General features: G+C 36.0%; 15 protein-coding genes. 9 read left to right on the top strand and 6 right to left on the bottom strand.

The window, feature by feature from the left end; translation table 11 throughout:
- Nucleotides 1-52: 52 nt before the first annotated feature.
- A complete protein-coding gene (locus C1638_RS16200) occupies nt 53-553 on the bottom strand; it encodes an Ivy family c-type lysozyme inhibitor (protein WP_109622687.1) in 501 nt (166 codons plus the stop codon).
- Between the two features lie 49 nt (nt 554-602).
- Nucleotides 603-1,445 carry an alpha/beta hydrolase family protein gene (locus C1638_RS16205; protein WP_109622688.1) on the bottom strand — a complete coding sequence of 281 codons (843 nt, stop codon included), beginning with the start codon at nt 1,443-1,445 and terminating at the stop codon, nt 603-605.
- Between the two features lie 210 nt (nt 1,446-1,655).
- Here C1638_RS16205 and C1638_RS16210 point away from each other — a divergent pair, with 210 nt between their 5' ends.
- The 4 genes from C1638_RS16210 to C1638_RS16225 all read left to right on the top strand — a co-directional run bounded on the left by C1638_RS16210 (nt 1,656) and on the right by C1638_RS16225 (nt 5,896).
- A complete protein-coding gene (locus C1638_RS16210; RefSeq protein ID WP_109622690.1) occupies nt 1,656-2,429 on the top strand; it encodes a HipA family kinase in 774 nt (257 codons plus the stop codon).
- The gene (locus C1638_RS16215; protein WP_109622692.1) at nt 2,416-2,799 is read left to right on the top strand and encodes a DUF3037 domain-containing protein; all 384 of its coding nucleotides are present in this window, start codon (nt 2,416-2,418) and stop codon (nt 2,797-2,799) included. The genes C1638_RS16210 and C1638_RS16215 overlap by 14 nt, the downstream gene beginning before the upstream one ends.
- A gap of 24 nt (nt 2,800-2,823) precedes the next feature.
- Nucleotides 2,824-3,861: an alpha/beta hydrolase gene (locus C1638_RS16220; RefSeq protein ID WP_109622694.1), complete on the top strand. Its 1,038-nt coding sequence runs from the start codon at nt 2,824-2,826 to the stop codon at nt 3,859-3,861.
- A 193-nt stretch (nt 3,862-4,054) separates the two neighbouring features.
- Complete coding sequence (locus tag C1638_RS16225) at nt 4,055-5,896, top strand: carbon starvation CstA family protein (protein WP_185140438.1); 1,842 nt, start codon at nt 4,055-4,057, stop codon at nt 5,894-5,896.
- Nucleotides 5,897-5,970: 74 nt separating this feature from the next.
- Here the strand turns inward: C1638_RS16225 and C1638_RS16230 are convergent, their stop codons facing one another.
- On the bottom strand, nt 5,971-8,754 hold the full coding sequence (locus tag C1638_RS16230; RefSeq protein WP_109622696.1) for a TonB-dependent receptor plug domain-containing protein: 2,784 nt from the start codon (nt 8,752-8,754) through the stop codon (nt 5,971-5,973).
- A gap of 225 nt (nt 8,755-8,979) precedes the next feature.
- The gene (locus tag C1638_RS16235) at nt 8,980-11,310 is read right to left on the bottom strand and encodes an ATP-dependent helicase (RefSeq protein ID WP_109622698.1); all 2,331 of its coding nucleotides are present in this window, start codon (nt 11,308-11,310) and stop codon (nt 8,980-8,982) included.
- 250 nt (nt 11,311-11,560) lie between these two features.
- Here C1638_RS16235 and C1638_RS16240 point away from each other — a divergent pair, with 250 nt between their 5' ends.
- From C1638_RS16240 to secG, 3 genes are all read left to right on the top strand, one after another.
- Nucleotides 11,561-12,874 (top strand): M16 family metallopeptidase, encoded by a 1,314-nt coding sequence (locus tag C1638_RS16240; RefSeq protein ID WP_109622700.1) that lies wholly within the window; start codon nt 11,561-11,563, stop codon nt 12,872-12,874.
- Nucleotides 12,875-12,881: 7 nt separating this feature from the next.
- Nucleotides 12,882-14,912 (top strand): M16 family metallopeptidase, encoded by a 2,031-nt coding sequence (locus C1638_RS16245; RefSeq protein ID WP_109622702.1) that lies wholly within the window; start codon nt 12,882-12,884, stop codon nt 14,910-14,912.
- Nucleotides 14,913-15,197: 285 nt separating this feature from the next.
- The gene (secG, locus tag C1638_RS16250; RefSeq protein ID WP_109622704.1) at nt 15,198-15,551 is read left to right on the top strand and encodes a preprotein translocase subunit SecG; all 354 of its coding nucleotides are present in this window, start codon (nt 15,198-15,200) and stop codon (nt 15,549-15,551) included.
- A 100-nt stretch (nt 15,552-15,651) separates the two neighbouring features.
- Here secG and C1638_RS16255 read toward each other — a convergent pair whose 3' ends face one another.
- Together C1638_RS16255 and recR are read right to left on the bottom strand one after the other, a co-directional pair.
- Nucleotides 15,652-16,491, bottom strand: coding sequence for a glycosyltransferase family 2 protein (locus tag C1638_RS16255; RefSeq protein ID WP_109622706.1), 840 nt, complete (start codon nt 16,489-16,491; stop codon nt 15,652-15,654).
- Nucleotides 16,487-17,098, bottom strand: a complete 612-nt coding sequence (gene recR, locus C1638_RS16260) for a recombination mediator RecR (protein WP_109622708.1) — start codon at nt 17,096-17,098, stop codon at nt 16,487-16,489. Before recR ends, C1638_RS16255 begins: the two co-directional genes overlap by 5 nt.
- A 331-nt stretch (nt 17,099-17,429) precedes the next feature.
- Here recR and C1638_RS16265 point away from each other — a divergent pair, with 331 nt between their 5' ends.
- Complete coding sequence (locus C1638_RS16265) at nt 17,430-18,035, top strand: LURP-one-related/scramblase family protein (RefSeq protein ID WP_076356553.1); 606 nt, start codon at nt 17,430-17,432, stop codon at nt 18,033-18,035.
- 18 nt (nt 18,036-18,053) lie between these two features.
- A complete protein-coding gene (locus tag C1638_RS16270; RefSeq protein ID WP_109622710.1) occupies nt 18,054-18,545 on the top strand; it encodes a hypothetical protein in 492 nt (163 codons plus the stop codon).
- Nucleotides 18,546-18,571 lie beyond the last annotated feature (26 nt).

The raw sequence follows: 18,571 nt of genomic DNA on the forward strand, positions 1-18,571 counted from the left end.
AGAAGCCTGACATTTCAGGCTTCTTTTTACTTTCTATGCTTATTAAAAGATTTTATTTCTTTTCAGTACCTGGAATTTTTCCTTTTTCATTGAAATCTGAAATATTACCGTCCTTATCAATGGAAACATTCAAATTATCATTTTTAGAATCGTAATAAATGCTTGTCGCATATCCCGGACAGTCATGCTGCTTACAACCTGTCAGCTTATAAATTCCATTTTCTGAAGAAATAGGCCCTTCTACATTGAAATTCTTTACCATCTCATCATATTGAGTCCCGACAAGTTTTTTCAATCTTTCTGTGATGCCTTTATCTTCGAAGAACTTAATGTCATGAGGATACTTATCCACATTTTTGGTAATAATATTCATTGTTCCTGAAGCAGAAGAAGGTGTTGTTGCAACCGAATCTGTTTTGGGTGTCGTCACGGAATCCTTAGGCGTTACTGTAGCCAAAGTATCGTTGCTTACAGAAGATTCTGTTTTTGTTTCTTTTTTACATGAAACAACACATAATGAAAGCGCAAATGCACCTGCAATAATTCTTTTCATAATTATACTGTTATGGTGGTTAATTTATAACAACGCAGTTTTAAACGTTTTATTTCAATTTTTCTTTTATAAAATCAATACATCTTTCGGTTACGCTATGTAAATCTTTTGGTAAATCAGCATTTGTCCATGGCTCTTTCGCTCCGAAAGTATGGTTAGCATTTTCAATCAGAAACAGTTCGGAATTGGGATGAAGAAGGTGAAGATGTTCTGCCTGTTTTACCTCCACTGCTTCGTCCTCTGTTCCATGAATAATCAGCATATGAGCTTTGGCCATTTCTGTTGCTCTTTCAACATCAAAGCGATGAATATTCTGCTCATAATTTTCATAAAACTGATAGTAATGAGGCATCTCCTGCTTTGTGCGACCATTAATGGCGTAGTATACTCCATGTTTTTTCCAGTTTTCAAAAGCCTCTCCTTTAGGAAAACGGTCTAATGTATCCACACTTGCTAATGTAATCAAGCCATTGATTCTTTCATCTTCAAAAGTCTTAATGATGGAAACCCCTCCTCCTCTGCTGTGTCCTATCAAAACAATTTTTTCATCATCCACATGAGGATCTTTAGTAAAATGATCAATAACAGCTCCAAGGTCAGAAAGCTCTTTAGAATAATTATTATTACCAAAAGCTTCAAGATCTCCAAAGTTATAGGGATCATTCATCGTTGTTCCGTTATGCGAAAAATTAAACTTCACAAAGAAAAATCCTGCTTCAGCAAACTTTTCTGCCATCAGATTCCAGGCACCCCAGTCTTTGTAGCCTTTATATCCGTGAACAAATATCACTAAGGGAAGTTTTTGTAAGGTATCTTTATAAAAAGCATCAGCAAGAAAGCTTCTTGTTTCCTTATTTTCAATAGGTATATTCTTTTCATTAATCAAATTCATAGGTCAATAAATATCTTTTATATTTAAGGTGTTTGATAATGGAAATTTATGAAAAAAACTCTGCTTTTCCTTAATAACTTCTTCTTTTATTTTAAATCCAATAGGATCCGAAGTGTATTTTTTGTAAGCAATTCTTATTATTTCCTGTATAAAACGTGAGAAAAGGAATTCACTAAAAAGATTATTAAAAAATAACCTTATTTTTGCTTCATGCAGAATTTAAGAACAGTAACCGTAACGCGTTACATTCTGCCACTGAGGGAGGGAGGTTCACTTCCTGCTCTGGCAGAAGCTGATGATGATTTTAAATATGTCTTAAAATTCCGTGGTGCCGGCCATGGGGTAAAAATGCTTATCTCCGAACTTTTGGGAGGAAAGATTACAGAAGCCCTTGGATTAAAGATCCCTGAACTGGTTTTTGTAAATCTGGAAGCTGATTTCGGAAGAACAGAAGCTGATGAAGAAATACAGGATCTCTTAAAATTTTCTGAGGGTCTGAACTTGGGACTGCATTATCTTTCAGGTTCTATCACCTATGACCCCAGTGTAAATGTTGATCCTCTTCTGGCATCAAAAATCGTATGGTTGGATGCATTTATTACCAATATTGATCGTACGTTTAGGAATACCAATATGCTGATGTGGCATAAGGAACTTTGGATTATTGATAATGGAGCCTCGTTCTATTTTCACCATTCGTGGCAGAACTTTGATGCTGCAGCAAAGACTCCATTCAAATATGTGAAAGACCATGTACTTCTTCCTAAAGCTAAAATGCTGGATGAAGCGGATAAATTTGCTCATGAGGTATTGAATGATACCCTTTTCAGAGACATTGTTAATTCAATTCCTGAGGACTGGTTACAATGGAATGACGCTGATGAGACTCCTGATGAAATTCGTGAGATTTATTTTCAGTTTCTGAAAACCCGATTAGAAAATTCTTCAATCTTTGTAAACGAAGCGAAAAATGCAAGAGGATAAAATATATGAATATGCGGTAATACGCCTGGTGCCTAAAGTTGAGAGAGAGGAGTTTTTCAATATAGGGCTGGTGATGTTTTCTAAAAAGGAAAAATTCATTAAGGTTGAATTTTATTTATGCCCTGATAAATTCAAGCTGATGCACAGCAAACTGGATTATGAGGATGTCATTCAAAATCTGGAAATCTTTCAGAAAATTGCTCACGGAGAGAAAGATGGCGGACCTATTGCACAGCTCGATATTCCTGAACGTTTTCGCTGGCTGACCGCTGTAAGAAGTGCTGTTGTACAAACTTCAAGACCTCATCCCGGAAAATCAAGGGATCTAAATATCACTTTTGGTAAACTTTTTGAGGAGTTAGTAAAGTAACATATTTCTTAAAAAAATTTCACTATGAAATCATTTATAAACAACATATCAATCTACAGGTTTTTCACAAACCTGTTTTTTGTTTTATTCTTTAGCTCTTCTCATTTATTTTTTTCGCAGAGCTTCTCACAAGTTCCTAACCAGGCTCCTTCTGTAAAAAGTACATTACTTCCTGAAATAGCCAATCTATCTGAAGATATTGTCTATAAAACCAACAGAAAAGGAAATGCAGTAAAACTGGACGTTTTCACCCCCAAAAATGTTACTTCAGGTCAATTGCTTCCAGTACTAATCTATGTTCATGGTGGTGGATGGATAGAAGGAGATAAAATAATCCACTCAGACAATTATGTTGAAACTACCATTGCTAAGCTGATGGCAAAGCAATATGCTGTGATCAGTATTAATTATACTCTTCTGAATGACAGTACTCATTTTCCTTTGCCATTGGAGGATACCAAAGATGCTATAAGATGGGTAAGAAAAAATGCAGAGCAATATCATTTTGACACAAATAATATTGGGTTATTTGGTGCCTCAGCGGGAGCTCACCTCTCTTTGCTTGCTGCTTACACTCCGGACAATACTTATTTGGGTAATCCTGAGCTTTCTTCTTATTCTGCTAAAGTAAATTATGTAATTGATCATTATGGTCCTGCAGATCTGAATAAGCTTTTCCACACAAAATTAGGAACAATACCGGTCGCTATGATTGGATTAATGTCAAAAAAGATTGTCAGTTTACAGCAGAATCTAGTGAAAGGACTTTCAGGATATAATCTTAAAAAAAACCAGGAAAGAGCCATTAATTATCTTGAAACCATATCTCCCGTTAATTTTGTTTCTGGAGGTGTACCTACTTTAATTGTTCAGGGAAATAATGACAAAATTGTTCCTTTAAACCAATCTAAAAAGCTTCACAGAAAATTAAACAGAGCCAAAATACAGAACTCTCTGATCATCGTAGACGGAGGTGTACATGGCTTTGGTACTACTGATAAAGCTTATCTGGATCAACTTACAGACCAGATGGTAGATTTCATTCTTTCCCAGAAAAAATAATATACATCATATTATTTAAATAAAATATAAAATATTGAAAATCAAATTAATAAATAAAACAATATAGAAAATTTGCTAGATTGATATACATATTGATATTTCTTAATTGAGAATTAATTACCTTGGCTATTATTTAAATTATTAATAATAAAAAAGCCTATAATTTAATTATTTATCAATAAAAACAAGCAATATGGAATCTTTAAATAATATCAATGCGCTTACTCTCATATTTGTATCTGTTCTTATTTTTGCGATAGCTTACCGCTTTTATGGTATTTTTATTGCCAATAAAGTTCTCCGACTTAATGACGGGAATATGACCCCCGCCGTAGAATTTGCAGATGGTAAAGATTATGTTGCCACCAATAAAAATGTACTTTTCGGGCATCACTTTGCGGCTATTGCAGCGGCAGGGCCTTTGGTAGGGCCTGTTCTTGCGGCACAATTTGGATATCTTCCCGGTGCATTATGGATATTGATAGGCTGTGTTCTGGGAGGCGGAGTACACGATATGATTGTACTCTTTGCTTCTGTAAGACATAAGGGGCAGAGTCTTGCCACTATTGCTTCCAAAGAAATAGGAAAAGCAACAGGAACTGTAGCAGGTTTTGCCATCCTTTTCATTCTGATCCTTACGCTGGCAGGTTTATCATTAGCTTGTATCAATGCGATGCATGAAGCTTCATGGTCTCTTTTTACAGTAATCATTACCATGCCCATTGCTATTATTATGGGACTCATCATGCGCTATAAAAAAAACAGTGTTCTTTTCGCAAGTATTCTTGGAGGTATTCTTTTGATTGCCGGAATTATCGGGGGACACAGCCTAATGCAGAATGCTACGATAAATAATCTGTTTTCCTGGGATATTAAAACAATTTCCATAGCGATTCCGCTATATGGTTTTATTGCTTCTGTATTACCGGTATGGCTTCTTTTGGTGCCAAGAGATTATCTTTCGACTTATTTAAAGATAGGAACTATTATTATGCTGGCTATTGGAGTAATTGTTATTCATCCTACCATACAGATGCCGGCTATTACAGCTTTTGTAAATGGTGGTGGTCCTATTATTGGAGGTCCGGTACTTCCTTTTATATTCATTGTGATTGCCTGTGGAGCGATTTCCGGCTTCCATGCTGTGATTGCTACGGGCACAACTCCGAAAATGCTTAATAAAGAAAGAGAAATTCTTTTCGTAGGCTACGGAGCCATGCTAGTAGAAGGTTTTGTAGCATTGATGGCGCTTATTGCTGCCTGTACCCTAATGCCTGGTGATTATTTTGCAATCAATACTCCCAAAGAAGCTTATGATTCATTTCTTGCAGCACATCCTTCCCTACACGGTGTAGATATTGATTATTATTCACAGAAAATAGGTATTGATCTATATGGCAGAACCGGAGGGGCGGTATCTCTGGCTGTAGGAATGGCTCATATCTTTAATAAGATCCCTTATATGGATCAGCTGACAGCATATTGGTATAATTTTGCAATTATGTTTGAAGCTGTATTTATTCTTACTGCTATTGATGCGGGGACAAGGGTTGGACGCTTTTTTTTACAAGAAATGCTAGGCTCTGTTGTTCCAAAATTTAATGATAAAAATTGGATTCCGGGAATTATTATCAGCAGTCTTCTTTTCACATTTGCATGGGGATATCTGGTGTACACCGGAAATGTAAACAGTATCTGGCCGTTATTTGGAATCAGTAATCAGTTGCTCGCTGCCTGCGGACTTATCGTCTGTACAACAATGTTGATAAGGATGAAAAGAGGGAAATATGCTTTATGTTCAGCTATTCCTGGAGTTTTCATGGCGGGGATAACATTCTGGGCAGGTTATATTCAGGTGACCGCTATCTATATTCCTAAAGGACAGTATTTACTGGCCGTTTTAGCCGCAACGGCAATGATTCTTATGCTTATTGTATTTATAGGAGCTTTCAGAAAGTGGTATCAACTACTTAAGATCGATACAACCGAAATTGACCATTATGGTGAAGCGGTAAAGGAGCTGGTAGAAAGATAAGACTCATTATAATAAAGAAAAAACAGTTCAGAAATTCTGAACTGTTTTTTTATAAGCATTATCTGTTATTTTATTTAAAAATTGAAATTAAGTCTGGAGAACACATACCTTCCGTTCTGACCGAACTGTGAGGTGGAACGTGAGTAGACAAACTGATCATTGTTACTGGATGCAGGAAGATTTTTAGTAGGATAAATATCAAACAGATTGTTTACCCCCAAAGTCAATCCTATATTTTTTGTAAACTGATAGGCTACGGAAAGATCAGTAATAATCTTATCTCCTATTTTCTGGTGTTCATTAAATTCTATAATTCCGTCTCCATTGGCATCAAGAACATCTGCCCCTGTTACTTTTCCAAAATAAGTATTTCTTAGATAGAAACTAGCACCTTTCCATGTCAATGTGTGAGAAAGGCTGGCTTTTACTCTTGGCACTGCTTCTTCCAGATAAACTCTTGATTTTTCGGAAAAATAAACCTTTTCTAACTCCGGAGACTGTAATAATCCTGAGGAATGAATATTCCCAACCTGCTTGGTCTGGTTAAGGTTTATTGCAAAGTTATTATCCAGTTTTATACCAGAAAATCTTGCATTGTGAGAAATAACAACGTCTACACCTTTCGTTTCAGTATCAATAGCATTGGTAAAGAACTGAGCAGCATTGATGTTTAGTTTCTCATAGATTTGTTTTGCGGCATCAGGAACACCTGCTTTTAAGAATTGATCTGTAAGGAGAACTCTGTTGTTGATTCTTGTAAAATAACCGTCTGCAGTGAACGTTAAGTTCACGGATGGAATTTTATAGGTAAACCCTACACTTGCAGATTTTGAAGTTTCCTGCTTCAGTTTTGGCATTCCTAATGCTCCTGCAACCTCAGAATCATTGCTAAATGTTCCTACATCCAAAAGTACTCCATTAGGAAGCTGTGGTGAGGTTACAAACAGCGTAGAAGTCACGTTATAATAAATCTGGTGAATAGATGGCGCTCTAAACCCTGTAGAACCTGCCAATCTTACATTAAAGTTAGGAGCAACCTTAATTCTTGAAGCCAATTTATAATTGAAAGTAGAACCGAAATCTGAATAATTTTCATATCTCGCTGCTGCATCTACCAAAAGCCAGTTGGTGAAGTTAAATTCAACATCTGCATAGGCAGCTACTGACTGTCTGTTTTTGTTCACTGCATTTTCCGGTCTAAACCCATTAAACACCTGCGATCCTCCAGGAAGTGCTGCGCCGAAGAAATCAGTAGGTCTTTTTGCAGCATCTCCATCCCATATATTTCCATATTGGTCATAGGTAGTGTATGAAGCTTCTTCTCCTGCTGTCATTTTAAAATTTTCAAAGCGATGCTCTCCTCCAAATGCTACATTCAATCCTTCAAATGCATCATATTTTTTAGAGAAATCTAAATTGATTGTATTTTGAGTAAACCTCAGCCCACCAGCATCAAACTCATTTGGTGAAGCAAACCTTAGAGAAGTATTTCCGGTATTTCCTATATTATACGTGAAAGAGTTTTGTCCAAAAGTATTACTGAAGTCAATATGCCATCCATCCCACTTTCCTTTAATTCCTGCGGCCAATGAGATATCCTGAATATCTGTTCCAATTTGCGGAAGATAACCACTAGGGTATAATCCTGTAAATGTTCTGCTTTCGCTTGGTCTTCTGTAAAATCCTCCGGAAGTACCATGTCTTAAACTGTAACCACCAAAAGTATACACTTTCCAGTTGTCACTTACAGGTATCTCAGCATTCACAAAAAGCTGGTGATTATTAAGTTTAGACTGCCCTACCTGCATATTAAAATCCTTTCTCGTTTGCCCTCTGTAAGCCAACTCCTGATCAGTAAAATAATTAAGTTGATCTCTGGTAAAGTTGGCAGATTTCAAAACATTTTGTAATCCTGAAATGGTATTAGCTCCCTGGATAGCATTTTGCAAATCCGGAGAAAAATAGCTTACATTCTGTGCATACTGATGAACGTAATTTACGATCTGCTGTGAATTGGGAGTATCTTTAATATCGCTGAAAAGAGATGAAAGGTTCACTCCGTCATTCAGTGCACGTTGTTCAATGGCATTATAAGCATTATAAATAGGACCGTTCTCTGTTCCGGCTCTGTACGTAGGGTTTCTGAACTGAGATGACCAGGTGATGTTAAAGAAACCACCTTTTGTACCTATTTTATTTCCATAATTCAGATCCAACTGAATATTCTGGCCGTCAAAATTTCCTGTATGATCATTGGCTGTAGGCGTTAAATTTCCTCCATAGCTGATCTGGCCCGCCAGTTTTCCTGTATCTCTTTTAAGTTCAAGGTTCATTACTCCGGCAATAGCGTCTGATCCATATTGCGCTGCAGCTCCATCCCTAAGGACTTCTATTCTGTTTAAAGCAAAGGATGGAATAGCATTCAGGTCGGTTCCTACGGTTCCTCTTCCTGGTGTTCCGTTCACATTCACCAATGCTGAAGTATGCCTTCTTTTTCCATTAACCAATACCAATACCTGATCTGGCCCTAATCCTCTCAACTGAGCAGGATCCAAATGGTCTGTACCATCCGAATTGGTCTGAACCGTAGAAGTAAAAGATGGTGCAATGGCATTTAATATCTGTCCAATGTTAGATTGTGGAAGAATTACAGAAGCTTCCTTTAGATTGAAGACATCTACAGGAACCGGACTGTCTATCTTAGATCTTGCCCCGGCTCTTGAACCCAGTACCACAACTTCTTCTACATTATTGATTTTGTCTTTATTTGTTTTTATACTGTCTTTTTCCTGACCGTAGGTAAATACTCCTAGGAAAAATAAAACAGAAGCGGAAAGAATAGTTTTCTTATTTTTCATATAGTTTACTCAATTAATTGAACATTTATGTTTTTTTACAGAGCGCAAATGTAAAACTTATTTATTAGTCTACAAAACCAATAGACTTTGTTTTTATAAAAAATATTGATTGTTTATTTCTATCCCTTATTAAAAATACTACTTTTAAAGTAAACTATATTGATTTTAACAAAAAAAAGGCGAACCCAAAAAATTGAGTCCGCCTTTTTTTATGTTATTTTTAGCTTAGATCTTAGTCAGTTTAGCATATTTCAGAATTAGGTTTTTCTCTCCTTCATGTATGAAAACAACTTTTGCTTTAATATTTTGAGGATCAGTACCATCCAGAAAAGAAACTTGTCCTATTCCGAAACGATCATGTCTCACCTTATCTCCAACTTCAATATCCTGAGAGGAAGCTCCGCTTGGATTAATGATTTTTGCCGTGCTCACAGGTTTTAATTTTCTCTGTTCAGGAGCCGGTGTAGAATTATCTCCTCTGTCAATGGTCTTTTTCTCAACTTTTTTGAAAGCTTTCTGCTCAGATGGATGCTCATCAAAAATATTGGATCTCACCCCTGAATTGTTGATAAATCTTTTCTCCAGTACAGGATTAAGAAACTCAATATATTCATCATCAATCTCGCTTAGGAACCTTGATGGTTCAGCATCTGTAATTTTCCCCCATTGAAAACGTGACACTGCATAGGAGAAAAACACTTGCTTTTCTGCCCTTGTTAATGCTACATAGAACAATCGTCTTTCTTCTTCAAGATCTTCTCTCGTTGCAGAGCTCATAAAACTCGGGAAAAGATTCTCTTCAAGACCCACCAAATGTACCACCGGGAATTCCAATCCTTTTGAAAGGTGAATGGTCATCAATGAAACCATATCATCTTCAAGGTTTTTATCCTGTGTATCTGCTGAAAGGGCAATGTTTTCAAGGAAATTAGAAAGACTTGGATCTCCATCTTCCAGCTGCATCTGTTCTTCAATAAACCCTTGCATAGAGTTCATCAATTCCTGAACGTTTTCTACTCTTGAAATTCCTTCTGGCGTCTGGTCATCCTTTAAAAACTTGATTAAACCGCTTCGTTTTGCAACCTCCATGGCAACGCTGTAGGCAGTTTCAGTCTTTAGTAGTACTTGAAACGCTTTGATCATAGACCAAAAATCGTTTAATTTGTTTAAAACACCATTATTTAAGCCCAACTGAGGAGCATACATCGGTAAATTATCCAATACCTTTGAGATAGAAACGTTTTGTGCATCTGCAAAAACAATCAGTTTATTCTGAGTGGTTTCTCCAATTCCTCTTGTAGGATAATTTATGATTCTCATCAATGCCTCAGAATCATTTTCATTAATTAAAAGACGCAGGTATCCTATTAAATCTTTAACCTCTTTTCTTTGATAAAATGAAAGACCTCCATATACCTTGTAAGGAATATTTTTACGTCTTAAGGCATCTTCAAATGCTCTGGTCTGAGAGTTTGTCCTGTATAAAATAGCAAAATCGCTGTATTTTCTCTGATCACGGTTACGAAGTTCCCAGATATTTCCGGCTACAAAGTTGGCCTCATCAGCATCTGATAAAGAACGGTATATTTTAATTTTGTCTCCTTCTTCATTATCACTGAAGACATTTTTCTTAAACTGCTGCAAGTTTTTCGCAATGACAACATTGGCTGCATTCACGATATTTTGGGTCGAACGATAGTTCTGTTCCAGGGATACTGTAATAGCATCCGGATAATCCTTTTTAAAATTCAGGATGTTGTAGATATTTGCTCCACGGAATGAATAAATAGATTGCGCATCATCTCCCACCACACAAATATTCTCAAATTTTGAAGCCAATGCTTTTACAATAAGATATTGAGAATGGTTGGTATCCTGGTACTCATCTACCATGATATATCTGAACCTGTCCTGATATTTCGCAAGCGCCTCAGGGAAACGGGTCAATAGCTCATTGGTTTTTAACAATAGATCATCAAAATCCATAGACCCATTTCTGAAACAAGCATCCACGTATCTTTGATAAATCTGTCCGATAAATTTCATGTTCGCCTTTTCATCAGCTTCCATCAGTTCCGGATTATTGAAATAGGCCTTTACAGTAATCAAATTGTTTTTGTAGGTTGAAATTCTGGCCTGAACTTTTTTGGGCTTGTAAAGATCAGCATCAATGTTCATGTCTTTCAGAACCTTTTTGATCACATTCAATGCATCCTGCTGATCATAAATGGTAAAATTAGACGGATAACCAAGATAGTGAGCTTCAATTCTTAGAATTCTTGCAAAAACAGAGTGAAAAGTTCCCATCCAAAGGCTTCTTGCATTGCTGTCTCCTACTACCTTTGCGATACGCTCTTTCATTTCACGGGCCGCTTTATTGGTAAAGGTAAGGGCAAGGATATTGAAAGGGTCTATTCCATTGTGTATTAAATGGGCTATACGCATGGTAAGCACACGTGTTTTTCCGGAACCAGCTCCCGCAAGCACCATCAAAGGTCCTTGTAAAGAGGTAACGGCTTCATATTGTGATTCGTTGAGTCCTTTCAAATAATCCATACTGCAAAAAATTTTGGGAACACAAAATTAATGTATTCAAAGGAGAATTCAAATTTTGATTAGAGAAGTTAAACATTAGAAGCTAAATATTAGCGTCGCCAGCTATTGAAACGGAGGTCTTTTTCATTTGAAAATAAAACTCTTCAACACATTGTTTCTAACTTCCACCCTTTAATATCTAAGTTCTGACACCTATTTATGTAACATTTAATTCACTTTTTCTACTAATTGATAAACAATTTCAAACTTTATGAAAAAACGTCTTATTTCTGCTGCGGCCGTAGCTTTCTTCGGGCTTATGCTGAATGCACAGCAAATAAAATTCGAAGAGTATGATCTTCCCAATGGTCTTCATGTAATTCTTCATCAGGATAATTCAGCTCCGGTAGTAACAACAGGAGTAATGTATCATGTAGGTGCAAAGGATGAAGTAAAGGGAAGAACTGGTTTTGCACACTTCTTTGAACACCTTTTATTTGAAGGAACCCCTAATATTAAGAGAGGCGAATGGTTTAAGATCGTATCTTCAAATGGTGGTGACAATAACGCCAATACAACCAACGACAGAACCTATTATTATGAAACTTTCCCATCCAACAACGAACAACTTGGACTTTGGATGGAATCTGAAAGAATGCGCCATGCCGAGATCAATCAGGTTGGAGTAGATACACAAAGAGAGGTGGTAAAAGAGGAGAAAAGATTGAGAATGGACAACCAGCCTTATGGGAACCTTTTTTCAACCATTCAAAAGAATTTGTTTACCAATCACCCTTATAACTGGCCTACCATTGGCTCTATGGAGGATCTGAATGCCGCTAAACTTGAAGAGTTCCAGGCTTTTTATAAAAAATTCTATGTTCCTAACAATGCAACTTTAGTCGTAGCAGGAGATATTAAACCTGAACAGACTAAGAAGTGGATTGCAGAATATTATGGAGCTATTCCAAAAGGAACTGTTTATCCAAAGGATTTCCCTAAGGATGCCCCCATCACTCAGGAAAAAGAAGTTACAGCAACTGACCCAAACATTCAGCTTCCTGCCTATGTTTTTGCTTACAGAACTCCTGCCAATAAAGAAAAAGATGCGTATGTTCTAGATATGCTTTCTTCTTATTTAAGTAATGGTAAATCTTCTGTTTTATACAAAAAACTGGTAGATCAGGATAAAAAAGCACTTCAGGTAGCTGCCTTTAACCAGGGGCTTGAAGATTATAGTATTTTCGCATTTTTTGCGATTCCAATGGGACAGACTACCAAGCAGACTCTACAAACTGACATTGATGCTGAGATCAAAAAGCTTCAGACCACTTTAATTTCTGATGAAGATTATCAGAAGATTCAGAACCAGTTTGAAAATCAGTTTGTCAATCAAAATTCAAGCATTCAGGGTATCGCAGCTTCTTTAGCAACCAATCACGTATTGATGGGAAATACAAATCTTATCAATAAAGAAATTGACATTTACAGGTCTATTACAAAGCAAGATCTGCAAAATGCAGCTAAAAAGTATCTGAATTCTAACCAAAGAATCATCATCAACTACGTTCCTGAGAAAAAATAATTTACCCATGAAAAAGCAATTCACCTATATAGCAGCGGCATTTTTATTTGCAGGAATGCTTTCCGCACAAAAAATAGATATTAATGCAATGCCAAAACCGGGACCTACTCCTGCCGTTAACATTGCTAAACCAAAAACCTTTCAGCTAAGCAACGGACTTACTGTAATGGTTGTTGAAAACAATAAACTACCAAGGGTAAATACCACTCTTACCATGGACAGACCTCCGTACTATGAAGGAAATATAGCCGGAGTAAGCCAGATTATGGCGGAACAGCTTGATAATGGTACTACAAATCTTAGTAAGGATGAGTTTAATAAAAAGGTTGACTTTTTAGGAGCCAATCTAAGTTTTTCCTCTAATGGCGCTTCTTCCAACTCTCTGTCAAAATATTTCCCTGAAGTATTGGGGCTGATGGCAGATGCTATTGTAAACCCAAAATTCTCTGCCGAAGAGCTTCAAAATGCGAAAGAAAGAACTATTGAAGGCCTAAAAGCTGACGAGAAAAATGCATCTTCTATTGCTGAAAGAGTATCCAATGCTTTGAAATATGGCAAAAACACTTCAAGAGGAGAGTTTGAAACGGTAGAGTCCATCAGCAAGATCCAATTGGCAGATATCCAGAATATTTACAATAAATACTACGCTCCGGAAAATGCTTATTTAGTAATTGTAGGAGATGTAAAATTTGATCAGATCAAACCTTTGGTTGAAAAATCCTTTGGAAACTGGAAGAAATCAAATACGAAGTTTGCTGCTTTAGAGCCTGCCTCCAATGTTTCTAAGACAGAGATTAACGTAGTGGATGTTCCGTCTGCTGTACAATCTGTATTAGAAGTAGGAAACCTGAATACTCTTACAATGAAAGATCCGAACTACTTCCCTGCAACTATTGCCAATTATATTTTAGGCGGTGGTGGTGAAGCCAGACTTTTCATGAACCTTAGAGAGAAAAACGGATTTACATATGGTGCTTATTCTAGTATGCAGCCGAGTAAATATTCTCCTAATTTTTCTGCTGAAACAAGTGTAAGAAATGAAGTCACAGATAAGGCCATTAAGGAATTAATGAATGAACTTAACGCTATTTCTACGGTAAAACCTGAAGAACTTGAAAATGCTAAAGCAAGACTAAAAGGAGCGTTCATTATGTCTCTGGAAAAACCAGGAATCGTTGCCAAGTTTGCTTTGGATCAAAAGGTTCAGGATCTTCCGGCAGATTTCTATACCAACTATTTAAAATCTATTGACAAGGTAACTGCAGCAGATGTATCTAACGCAGTAAAAGCAACCATCTTGCCTAACCAGAGTAGAATCTTCGTTGCCGGTAAAGCTTCTGATATCGCTGAAGGGCTTGAAAAATTAGGTTATCCTGTAAAATACTTTGATAAGGAAGCAAATCCTGTTTCAAAACCGACAGCACAAAAGGTGGATGCCAATGTAACAATTGGTTCTGTAGTGGATAAATACATCAATGCTGTTGGAGGATTGGCAGCCGTTCAAAAAGTAACCTCCGTTACTGCTGATGCCACTACCAAAGTACAGGGAATGGATATGAGCATAAAACTGATTGAGGGAAAAGGAGGAAAAATGATGATGGAAATGAAAATGATGGGTAATACTCTTCAGAAGATCGTTTTTGATGGTAAAGATGGATATGCAGAAGCACAGGGGCAAAAAATTCCGCTGAATGAGCAGCAAAAATCTTTGATGGCTGAATCAGAACCTTTCCCGGAACTTAATTTTGCAAAAAAAACAGATTTAAAACTAGCCGGTATTGAAAAATACAATAATGAGGATTCTTATGTTGTAAAAGGGTCAAAACAAACCTATTATTACAGTGTAAAGACAGGTTTGAAAACAGGTGAAATAAAAGCCGGTGAAGGAGGTTCTATTCCTACAAGCTTTGCCGACTATAAGGATGTATCCGGTGTAAAACTTCCATTTACCATTATCCAGAACATGAGTGGAATGGATATTAATCTGGCAGTACAATCTTATCAGCTGAATCAGGCTAAGGATTCTGATTTTAAATAAAATAAATCATTTTTATAGAAAAAAGGCTATCTCACTCTTGGGATAGTCTTTTTTATTGGTTGATTCTTTTTCAGATTTTAATGTCTTTTGAAACACCAACTACATCTTCATAAAAATAATTTTTGTGGAATTTCTGATACTCTAATGAGTCTGTCTACCTATTTTAAGCGTAAAATCATTATTTTATTTTTAATTTTTCGCAGTTGATCCACATTTACCAACATCTTTTTTTGTCATTCAGTAAAAAAACATTAAATTTGCCCATTCAAAAAGATATCAGAATTAATGGATACTATATTTACACTATTGATGGTTCTTATTATGGTTGCCAGTGTTTTATTGGTGATTATTGTTATGGCTCAAAACCCAAAAGGTGGAGGTCTTTCCAGTACTTTCGGAGGGGCATCACCTGCTCAGTTTGGAGTACAGAGAACCAATGATTTCATGGAAAAAGCAACATGGACTCTAGGCGGAACTATCATCGTTCTTATCCTTTTAAGCGTTGTTATTACTGGAAAACCATCACAAGTGGCTCCGGGACAACAACCAGTAAAGAAAGAAGCTCCGGCTAAGCAATCGGCTCCTGCTTCTTCTAAAACAGCTACACCGGCTCAAGCACCAGCTACACCGGCAAAATAAGAAGATTATTTGTCTACATATAACAAAAGCAACTCAATGTGAGTTGCTTTTTTATTGGGTAGTATTGACCTTATTTAATGTAAAGAAAAATTAAAGTTCTTTATTTCAACTTGATTTTCTCAATCTGATAGCGAAGCTTTAAACCTGCCTTTAGAAAGGAATATTGCATAGGCTTAGTATCTTTATAATACTTATCAATAAAGATCTGCATAGCTCCATAAAAACGTTTCAGGTAAAAATCATTCTTTATCGTACTTTCTCCTTTATAATGAAGAATGGAAACCTTTCCGTAATAATAGTTCTTATATCCTTTTCTTAGCAAGGTGTAGCAAAGATCAATATCTTCTCCATACATAAAATAGGATTCATCCAAGCCGCCGATATTTTTGTAAATATCTTTTTTTATCAGTAAAAAAGCACCTGTAATTACTTCTACTTCTGAAATCTCATTTTCCTCTATATCGTTTCTATAATAGGATTTGGAGTTATTGTTTTTTAAATTGGTAAATAACTTTTCAAAGGAATTGAACATATCCGGTACAGAACGTTTACTTTCGGGCAGGAAATTTCCTTCTGCATCATGCATTCTTACGCCAAGGCATCCAAATTCAGGCTCGGCATCAGCAAAATCCAGAAGTTCTTTCATATAAAAACCCTCTAATTCTGTATCTGGGTTTAAAAGCAACAGATATTCTCCTTTCGCTTCTTGTATTGCCTGGTTATTTGCTTTTGAAAAACCACCATTACTTTTTGAAGATATAAATTGTACACTCGGAAATTCGGGGATAAGATCACCCCAAGAGCTGTCTGTAGAAGCATTATCAATTACAATCACTTCATATTCTACCTTTTCTACATATTTCTGAATAGATAAAAGGCAGTTCCTGAGTAATTGGGTAACGTTATAGTTAACAATAATAATTGACAACTTCATATTAATCCTTTTCGTTATATGGCAATCTATTGATGATGGATCTTCCTAATGAAATTTCATCGGCATATTCAAGTTCATCACCTACTGAGATTCCCCTGGCAATACTTGAAAAGTTCACCTTAAAATTTTTAAATTTTTTATAGATATAATAAGCTGTTGTATCTCCCTCCATCGTAGCACTCAATGCAAAAATAAATTCCTTTACCTTACCATCATTGAGTTTTCTTTCAATACTTGGAATGTTCAACTGGCTGGGCCCTATTCCTTCCATTGGTGAAATTTTCCCGCCCAGAATAAGATATTTCCCTGTATATTTCCCTGTATTTTCAATGGCAATAACGTCACGTACGTCTTCAACAATACAAATAAGTTCACCGTTTCTTTTTTCATTACTGCAGATTTCGCAGATCTCAAAATCAGAGAAATTATGACATTCTTTACAGTATTTTATTTCGTTAACAAGATTAATCAATGAACTTCCAAGACTTACTGCTCTGGAGCTGGGTTGCTTCAATAAATGTAATGCTAATCTTAAAGCTGTTTTTCTTCCAATTCCAGGCAAGCCCGAAATCTCATCAACTGCCTTTGCCAAAACTTTACTTGGGTAATCCATAGCTACAAAAATAAGGATTATTTGAGGAAAAATGGCAAATTATAGATCGCTATTTTGGGGATAAATAGGGATATTTTGAATTCTAAAATAGAAAATAATTATAGTTAATTCACTTTGCTTATCATTTTTCAGTAAAAAAATCAGAATTCACTCTTCAGATTAAAAATTAAAGGAAGTTCTATTCTTGAATCTTTCATCATTTGTTTTTAATATCTAGTTTCACACAATGTCTCATTATGATCTTTTATTATTTTAACATAATATCCTTATCTTCCATAACTCTAAAAAAACAGCTATCTTTGCGCCTTAAATATGAAAAAAATAAACTAACATGGTACTTAAAAATTTAAACTATCCTCTGGATTTTAAATTCAAAATTTCTACACTGGCAAGTGACTTCAACATTACGGATAAAAATGGGAATTATGTAGCGTATGTACGTCAGAAAATGTTCAAGCTGAAAGAGGATGTTGTTGTTTTCAATGACGAGAGTAAAACTAAGGAACTTTTTAGAATCAGAGCTAATAAATGGATTGACTTCAATGCATCTTATTCTTTGAATGACATTGTTGACAATAAAAATTATGGTAGATTGGCAAGAAAAGGAATGCGTTCTCTTTGGAAATCAAGCTATGATATTCTGGATGCTAATGACCAGCCTAAATTTAAGGTACAAGAAGACAATGCATGGGTAAGATTCTGGGATAGCTTCGTAGGTGAACTTCCTATCATCGGAATGTTTACAGGATATTTTCTTAACCCATCTTATACTGTAACAGGTATTGACGGAAAAGCTTACTTCAAACTGAAAAAAATGCCTTCATTCTTTGGAAGAAGATTTCAATTGGATAGATTAATTGATATTGACGACGAGGAAGAAAGCTTAGTAATCCTTTCATTATTAATGATGACTCTTCTTGAAAGAGCAAGAGGCTAAAAATAAAATCACAAACACATGAAACACCTAATCATTTTCTTTTCTGCACTTCTATTGGTAGCTTGTAAAAAAGATAAAGAAACAGTTTCCGGTTCTACTCCGATAGATTCTGCAAACATCGTTAAGGATTCTACTGCTGCTAATATTTCATCAGGAAAAATCTTAATTGAAAACATTCCATTTCCAGAAGAAATCAAGGAATGTTCATGCTATTTTGCAAGAAACAAAGCTGATTTCGAAGCTGAAAAATACATCTATGCTGATGATGCTGGTAAAACGGCCTACATGAAACTGGATGGTAAAAGACTGGCGATGAACCTTATTTCTTCAAGTGACATGGAAGTGGATGAAGAACTTACCAAAGAAATAGAAAGTAATGATTACAAAATCTCTGTAAAAGGTAAAAAGATCAAAGGTGAAGAGGCACTTCTATTTGAAGGTACTCTTACCATTGAAAAACCTGACGGATCAGTCATTACAACACCGATCTACGGAGAGTGTGGATGTTAATAAGTGACATTACAAAAAAGACAAAG

Source organism: Chryseobacterium oncorhynchi (assembly GCF_002899895.1).
GTDB lineage: Bacteria > Bacteroidota > Bacteroidia > Flavobacteriales > Weeksellaceae > Chryseobacterium > Chryseobacterium oncorhynchi.

Coding starts and splice junctions, on each gene's coding strand:
- C1638_RS16200 (WP_109622687.1), bottom strand. CDS start 553: ATGAAAAGAATTATTGCAGGTGCATTTGCGCTTTCATTATGTGTTGTT.
- C1638_RS16205 (WP_109622688.1), bottom strand. CDS start 1,445: ATGAATTTGATTAATGAAAAGAATATACCTATTGAAAATAAGGAAACA.
- C1638_RS16210 (WP_109622690.1), top strand. CDS start 1,656: ATGCAGAATTTAAGAACAGTAACCGTAACGCGTTACATTCTGCCACTG.
- C1638_RS16215 (WP_109622692.1), top strand. CDS start 2,416: ATGCAAGAGGATAAAATATATGAATATGCGGTAATACGCCTGGTGCCT.
- C1638_RS16220 (WP_109622694.1), top strand. CDS start 2,824: ATGAAATCATTTATAAACAACATATCAATCTACAGGTTTTTCACAAAC.
- C1638_RS16225 (WP_185140438.1), top strand. CDS start 4,055: ATGGAATCTTTAAATAATATCAATGCGCTTACTCTCATATTTGTATCT.
- C1638_RS16230 (WP_109622696.1), bottom strand. CDS start 8,754: ATGAAAAATAAGAAAACTATTCTTTCCGCTTCTGTTTTATTTTTCCTA.
- C1638_RS16235 (WP_109622698.1), bottom strand. CDS start 11,310: ATGGATTATTTGAAAGGACTCAACGAATCACAATATGAAGCCGTTACC.
- C1638_RS16240 (WP_109622700.1), top strand. CDS start 11,561: ATGAAAAAACGTCTTATTTCTGCTGCGGCCGTAGCTTTCTTCGGGCTT.
- C1638_RS16245 (WP_109622702.1), top strand. CDS start 12,882: ATGAAAAAGCAATTCACCTATATAGCAGCGGCATTTTTATTTGCAGGA.
- secG (WP_109622704.1), top strand. CDS start 15,198: ATGGATACTATATTTACACTATTGATGGTTCTTATTATGGTTGCCAGT.
- recR (WP_109622708.1), bottom strand. CDS start 17,098: ATGGATTACCCAAGTAAAGTTTTGGCAAAGGCAGTTGATGAGATTTCG.
- C1638_RS16265 (WP_076356553.1), top strand. CDS start 17,430: ATGGTACTTAAAAATTTAAACTATCCTCTGGATTTTAAATTCAAAATT.
- C1638_RS16270 (WP_109622710.1), top strand. CDS start 18,054: ATGAAACACCTAATCATTTTCTTTTCTGCACTTCTATTGGTAGCTTGT.